6 protein-coding genes are annotated in these 6,415 nt (G+C 59.5%); all 6 read left to right on the forward strand.

Annotation, left to right across the window (positions count from 1 at the left end):
- Nucleotides 1–130: 130 nt before the first annotated feature.
- The 6 genes from C4Q27_RS15850 to msrQ all read left to right on the forward strand — a co-directional run bounded on the left by C4Q27_RS15850 (nt 131) and on the right by msrQ (nt 6,127).
- Nucleotides 131–1,855 (forward strand): acetolactate synthase 3 large subunit, encoded by a 1,725-nt coding sequence (locus tag C4Q27_RS15850; protein ID WP_064491454.1) that lies wholly within the window; start codon nt 131–133, stop codon nt 1,853–1,855.
- Nucleotide 1,856: 1 nt separating this feature from the next.
- Entirely contained in the window at nt 1,857–2,348 is a 492-nt protein-coding gene (gene ilvN / locus C4Q27_RS15855) for an acetolactate synthase small subunit (protein WP_003250040.1), read from the forward strand.
- A gap of 56 nt (nt 2,349–2,404) precedes the next feature.
- The gene (gene ilvC / locus C4Q27_RS15860; RefSeq protein WP_003250043.1) at nt 2,405–3,421 is read left to right on the forward strand and encodes a ketol-acid reductoisomerase; all 1,017 of its coding nucleotides are present in this window, start codon (nt 2,405–2,407) and stop codon (nt 3,419–3,421) included.
- Between the two features lie 150 nt (nt 3,422–3,571).
- Nucleotides 3,572–4,423 carry a CDP-diacylglycerol--serine O-phosphatidyltransferase gene (pssA, locus tag C4Q27_RS15865; protein WP_003250045.1) on the forward strand — a complete coding sequence of 284 codons (852 nt, stop codon included), beginning with the start codon at nt 3,572–3,574 and terminating at the stop codon, nt 4,421–4,423.
- A gap of 79 nt (nt 4,424–4,502) precedes the next feature.
- A complete protein-coding gene (gene msrP / locus C4Q27_RS15870; RefSeq protein ID WP_104887047.1) occupies nt 4,503–5,516 on the forward strand; it encodes a protein-methionine-sulfoxide reductase catalytic subunit MsrP in 1,014 nt (337 codons plus the stop codon).
- Nucleotides 5,516–6,127, forward strand: coding sequence for a protein-methionine-sulfoxide reductase heme-binding subunit MsrQ (msrQ, locus tag C4Q27_RS15875; protein WP_064491452.1), 612 nt, complete (start codon nt 5,516–5,518; stop codon nt 6,125–6,127). The genes msrP and msrQ overlap by 1 nt, the downstream gene beginning before the upstream one ends.
- Nucleotides 6,128–6,415: the final 288 nt, after the last annotated feature.

A 6,415-nucleotide genomic window follows, 5' to 3' on the forward strand; every position in this document is an offset into this window, starting at 1 on the left:
CCGCAACACTCTGGGGATCTCCCAATACTTGCTCAGTCAGTGCTGACGTTCGCTCATGCTCTGCTTGGCAGTAAACCTATTAAGACCCGTCCAGTGAGGGCGGTATTCTGGCGTTTTAGAGGTGAACAACGTGGAGCTTTTATCTGGCGCTGAGATGGTCGTCCGCTTCTTGCGTGACGAAGGCGTTAAGCACATCTACGGGTACCCTGGTGGTGCTCTCCTGCATGTTTACGACGCACTGTTCAAAGAACCGGAAGTGGAACACATCCTGGTTCGTCACGAGCAGGCGGCCACCCATATGGCGGACGGCTACGCTCGCGCCACCGGCAAGGCCGGTGTGGTGCTGGTAACCTCCGGTCCTGGCGCGACCAATGCCATTACCGGCATTGCCACCGCCTACATGGACTCGATTCCGATGGTCATCCTGTCCGGCCAGGTGCCTAGCACCATGGTGGGCACCGATGCCTTCCAGGAAACCGACATGATCGGTATCTCGCGGCCGATCGTGAAGCACAGCTTCATGATCAAGAATCCGACCGAGATCCCTGAAGTTCTGAAAAAAGCTTTCTACCTGGCGCAATCCGGTCGTCCAGGTCCAGTCGTGGTCGACATTCCAAAAGACATGACCAACCCGGCTGAGAAGTTCGAATACGTCTACCCGAAAAAGGTCAAGCTGCGCTCCTACAGCCCGGCGGTCCGCGGTCACTCCGGCCAGATCCGCAAGGCTGCCGAGATGCTTCTGGCGGCCAAGCGTCCGGTCGTCTACTCCGGTGGCGGTGTGATCCTCGGCGGTGGCTCCGAAGCCCTGACTGAAATCGCCAAGTCGCTGAACCTGCCGGTCACCAATACCCTGATGGGGTTGGGTGGCTTCCCGGGTACCGACCGCCAGTTCCTCGGCATGCTCGGCATGCATGGCAGCTACACCGCCAACATGGCCATGCATCATGCCGATGTCATCTTTGCCGTCGGTGCGCGTTTCGACGACCGCGTTGTAAACGGCCCGGCCAAGTTCTGCCCGAACGCCAAGATCATTCACATCGACATCGACCCGGCGTCGATCTCGAAGATGATCAAGGCCGACGTGCCAATCGTCGGCCCGGTCGACAGCGTGCTCAACGAAATGCTCGGCATCCTCAAGGAAATCGGCGAGCAGCCTGACAAGGCGGCGCTGGATGCCTGGTGGAAGCAGATTGACGAATGGCGTGGCAATGGCGAGTTGTTCCCTTACGACAAGGGCGATGGCAACGTCATCAAACCGCAAAAAGTCATCGAGACACTGTGCGAAGTGACCAATGGCGATGCCTTCGTCACTTCCGACGTGGGCCAGCACCAGATGTTTGCCGCGCAGTACTACCGCTTCAACAAGCCAAACCGCTGGATCAACTCCGGTGGCCTGGGCACCATGGGCTTCGGCTTCCCGGCGGCGATGGGCGTCAAGCTCAACTTCCCGGATCAGGACGTGGCCTGTGTGACCGGTGAAGGCAGCATCCAGATGAACATCCAGGAGCTGTCCACCTGCATGCAATACGGCCTGCCGGTGAAGATCGTCAACCTGAACAACGGTGTGTTGGGCATGGTCCGCCAGTGGCAGGACATGGCCTACAACGGTCGTCACTCGCACTCGTACGTCGAGTCGCTGCCTGACTTCATCAAGCTGGCCGAGGCCTATGGCCATGTGGGTATCCGCATCACCAGCCTGAAGGACCTCAAGCCGAAGCTGGAAGAAGCGTTTGCGATGAAGGACCGTCTGGTGTTCATCGACATCGCGGTTGACCGCAGTGAGCACGTCTATCCGATGCAGATCAAGGATGGCTCGATGCGTGACATGTGGCTGAGCAAGACGGAGCGTACCTGATATGCGGCACATCATTTCCCTGCTGCTGGAAAACGAACCAGGTGCGTTGTCCCGCGTGGTCGGCCTGTTCTCCCAGCGCAACTACAACATTGAAAGCCTGACTGTAGCGCCAACCGAAGACCCGACCCTGTCGCGTCTGACGCTGACCACCGTTGGCCATGACGAAGTGATCGAACAGATCACCAAGAACCTGAACAAGCTGGTCGAAGTGGTCAAGCTTGTCGACCTGTCGGAAAGCGCTCACATCGAGCGTGAACTGATGTTGGTCAAGGTCAAGGCCACCGGTGCCCAGCGTGCCGAGATCAAGCGCACCACGGATATCTTCCGTGGCCAGATCGTCGACGTGACCGCCAGCGTGTACACCGTGCAGCTGAGCGGTACCAGCGACAAACTGGACAGCTTCATCCAGGCGATCGGCACTGCATCGATTCTGGAAACCGTGCGCAGCGGCGTTACCGGCATTGCCCGTGGCGACAAAGTGCTCAGCATCTAAATCCAAAAAATTAGCGATGGCTCCGCAGGGGCCGAGATATAACCAGGGGTATTTTCATGAAAGTTTTCTACGATAAAGACTGCGACCTTTCCATCATCCAGGGTAAGAAAGTCGCCATCATCGGTTACGGCTCCCAGGGCCACGCTCAGGCGTGCAACCTGAAAGACTCCGGTGTAGACGTTACCGTCGGTCTGCGTAAAGGTTCGGCTACCGTTGCCAAGGCTGAAGCCCACGGCCTGAAAGTTGCCGACGTTGCTACCGCTGTCGCTGCGGCTGACCTGGTCATGATCCTGACCCCGGACGAGTTCCAGGGCGCTCTGTACAAGAACGAAATCGAGCCGAACATCAAGAAGGGCGCTACCCTGGCCTTCTCTCACGGCTTCTCGATCCACTACAACCAGGTTGTTCCGCGTGCCGACCTCGACGTGATCATGATCGCGCCGAAAGCCCCGGGCCACACCGTTCGCTCCGAGTTCGTCAAAGGCGGCGGCATCCCTGACCTGATCGCTATCTACCAGGACGCTTCCGGCAACGCCAAGAACGTCGCTCTGTCCTACGCTTCGGGCGTAGGTGGTGGCCGTACCGGTATCATCGAAACCACCTTCAAGGACGAAACCGAAACCGACCTGTTCGGTGAGCAGGCTGTTCTGTGTGGCGGTACCGTCGAGCTGGTCAAAGCCGGTTTCGAGACCCTGGTCGAAGCTGGCTACGCGCCGGAAATGGCCTACTTCGAGTGCCTGCACGAGCTGAAGCTGATCGTCGACCTCATGTACGAAGGCGGCATCGCCAACATGAACTACTCGATCTCCAACAACGCCGAGTACGGTGAGTACGTGACTGGCCCGGAAGTCATCAACGAAGAATCCCGCAAGGCCATGCGCAATGCCCTGAAGCGCATCCAGGACGGCGAGTACGCGAAGATGTTCATCTCCGAAGGTGCTACCAACTACCCATCGATGACCGCCAAGCGCCGCAACAACGCCGCTCACGGCATCGAGATCATCGGCGAGCAGCTGCGCTCGATGATGCCGTGGATCTCTGCTAACAAAATCGTCGACAAGACCAAGAACTAAGTCTTATCGATAGATGAAAAACGCGGCTTCGGCCGCGTTTTTTCGTTCTGGCATCCAGCTTCTGGTATAAAGCAGACCAGTGGCTCGCTGTCAGAACCTGTTTCGCGGGCCCGTGTCGAACATTTTCCATCCTGTTGCAAGGTACCCTCCATGAGCGAACGTCCCGAAGAGCCGAACAAGCCCTCCGACGCCGAAAGCCTGCTACCTGTCGATGAGCACGTTGAAGAAGGGCATGACGCCGAAGGCCGCAAGGTGCGCCACCGCGGCATCTACCTGTTGCCCAACCTGTTTACCACCGCCAACCTGTTTGCCGGTTTCTATTCCATCATCAGCTCGATGAGCGCACAGAGCGCCCTGAGTGCCGGCGACCCGCGCGAGGCGAGCAAGTACTTCGCTTTTGCCGCTATCGCCATCTTCGTGGCCATGGTGCTCGACGGCCTGGACGGCCGCGTTGCGCGCATGACCAATACCCAGAGTGCCTTCGGTGCCGAGTATGACTCGCTGTCGGATATGGTCGCCTTCGGCGTGGCCCCGGCTTTGCTGGCCTTCGGCTGGGCGCTGGGTGACATGGGCAAGGTCGGCTGGATGGTTGCCTTCATCTATGTGGCCGGTGCCGCGTTGCGCCTGGCGCGCTTCAATACCCAGGTCGGTACCGCCGACAAGCGCTACTTCATCGGCCTGGCCAGCCCGGCTGCCGCAGGTGTGGTGGCGGGCACCGTATGGGCGTTCAGTGACTATGGCATCCAGGGCTCCAAGCTGTCGTTCCTGGTCGCGCTGCTGGTGGCTGCTGCTGGCATGCTGATGGTCAGCAACATCAAGTACAACAGTTTCAAGGAGCTGGACCTCAAGGGGCGCGTGCCGTTTGTGGCGATCCTGGCGGTGGTGCTGGTATTTGCCGTCGTGTTCAGCGACCCACCGCGTATCCTTCTGTTGATCTTCCTCGCCTATGCAGCATCGGGGCCGATCCAGTTCCTGCTGAAGGCGCGCCGTCGCAAAGCGTGAAAATCACTTAACGCTGGAATAACCTCACGGCTCCATAGTCTTACTGGTACATCCGTTACTCAGTGCTATGGAGCCGTTCATGCTTATCAAGCTTCCCAGGTCTTCCGAGTGCAAGGCGTCGGAGATCACCCCCGAAGGCATTTACCTTTCCCGTCGTACCCTGCTGGGTGGCTCATTGGCTGGCTTGGCGCTAGGCGCATTGCCGGGCGGGGTGGGTGCAGCGCAAATGTCGCGTTATGCCGATGTGCAGGCTGGGGCCGCGCCGGCCTGGTTCACTGACAAGCTCGCGGCCACGCGCTGGCAGGCGGTGACGGTGAAGGACGAGGCGATCACGCCGTTCAAGGATGCCACTCACTACAACAACTTCTACGAGTTCGGGCCCGACAAGGGCGACCCGGCGGCCAATGGCGGCAGCCTGAAGACCGAACCGTGGTCCATTGTGGTGGATGGTGAGGTGGGCAAGCCCGGACGCTATGCACTGGAGGACTTCGTCAAACCCTATCAGCTTGAGGAGCGGATCTATCGGCTGCGCTGCGTAGAGGCGTGGTCGATGGTCATTCCGTGGCTGGGGTTCCCTTTGGCTCAGGTGCTCAAGCAGGTCGAGCCGACTTCCAGTGCGCGTTATGTGCGTTTCGAAACGCTGAAGGATCCGCAGCATATGCCGGGGCAACGTTCTGGCTTCGCCTTGATCGACTGGCCTTATAGAGAAGGGTTGCGCCTGGATGAGGCGATGCACCCGCTGGCAATTCTCGCAGTGGGTATGTACGGCCGGGAACTGCCCAACCAGAACGGTGCGCCGTTGCGTTTGGTGGTGCCTTGGAAGTATGGCTTCAAGAGCATCAAGTCGATTGTGCGCATCAGCCTGGTCGCGGAGCAGCCCGGCACTACCTGGGAAGGGCTGGCGCCGGATGAATATGGTTTCTATGCCAATGTGAACCCGACAGTCGACCACCCGCGCTGGAGCCAGGCGCGCGAACGTCGTTTGCCCAGCGGGTTGTTCAGCCCCAACGTGCGGGAGACACAGATGTTCAATGGCTATGCCGATGAAGTGGCGTCGCTGTATACCGGGCTCGATCTGCGGAAGAACTACTGATGCGTTACCCCTGGTTTCGCTTGGCCATCTTCATCGTAGGCTGCCTGTTCCCGGTGTGGTGGCTATATGAAGCGGCGATGAACCTGCTGGGGCCTGATCCCGGGAAGATCATGATGGATCGCCTTGGGCTTGGGGCGCTTACCTTCTTGTTGGTGACCTTGAGCATGACCCCACTGCAGAAGCTGACGGGCTGGTCTGGCTGGATCGTGGTTCGCCGGCAGCTGGGGTTGTGGGTGTTCGCTTATATAGTGCTGCACATCCTCTGTTACCTGTTCTTTATTCTTGGGCTGGATTGGGGGCAGTTGGCGGTGGAGCTGCGCAAGCGGCCCTACATTATCGTGGGGGCGCTGGGGTTCCTGGGTTTGCTGGTGCTGGCGGTCACCTCGAACCGGTACAGCCAACGGCGGCTTGGGGCGCGGTGGAAGAAGCTGCACAGGTTGGTGTATGCGGTGCTTGGGTTGGGCTTGTTGCATTTCCTTTGGATCGTGCGCTCGGACCTTCGGGAATGGGCCATCTATGCGTTTATTGGGGCTGTGTTGATGGTATTGCGGATACCTGCTGTTGCGCGGGCTCTTCCCAGGGTTGCCAGGAAGCAGGGTAGGGCGGTTTGAGAGTGGGGTGGGGCTGCCAAGGGTCTGCCTTGAGATAGCAATGGCTGTGGAGAGGGCCCGCCTTTGTTTCTCTGGCGTCTGTGAGATCGAGCGCCGCGCGCGTCCGGCTCGAGACATCCATCGCCTGTGAGACCGAGCGCCGCCCGCGTCCGGCTTGAGACATTCACCGCCTATGAGACCGAGCGCCGCCCGCGCGGCGCTTCGCGGGTAAACCCGCTCCTACGTTTGTTTCGGGCCAGTCCCTCCTGTGCCTGGCGCGCGCGACCGCCTTGTTGGTACGACGCGATA

Origin of the sequence: Pseudomonas sp. SWI36, assembly GCF_002948105.1 — a bacterium.
Classification (GTDB): Bacteria; Pseudomonadota; Gammaproteobacteria; order Pseudomonadales; family Pseudomonadaceae; genus Aquipseudomonas; species Aquipseudomonas alloputida.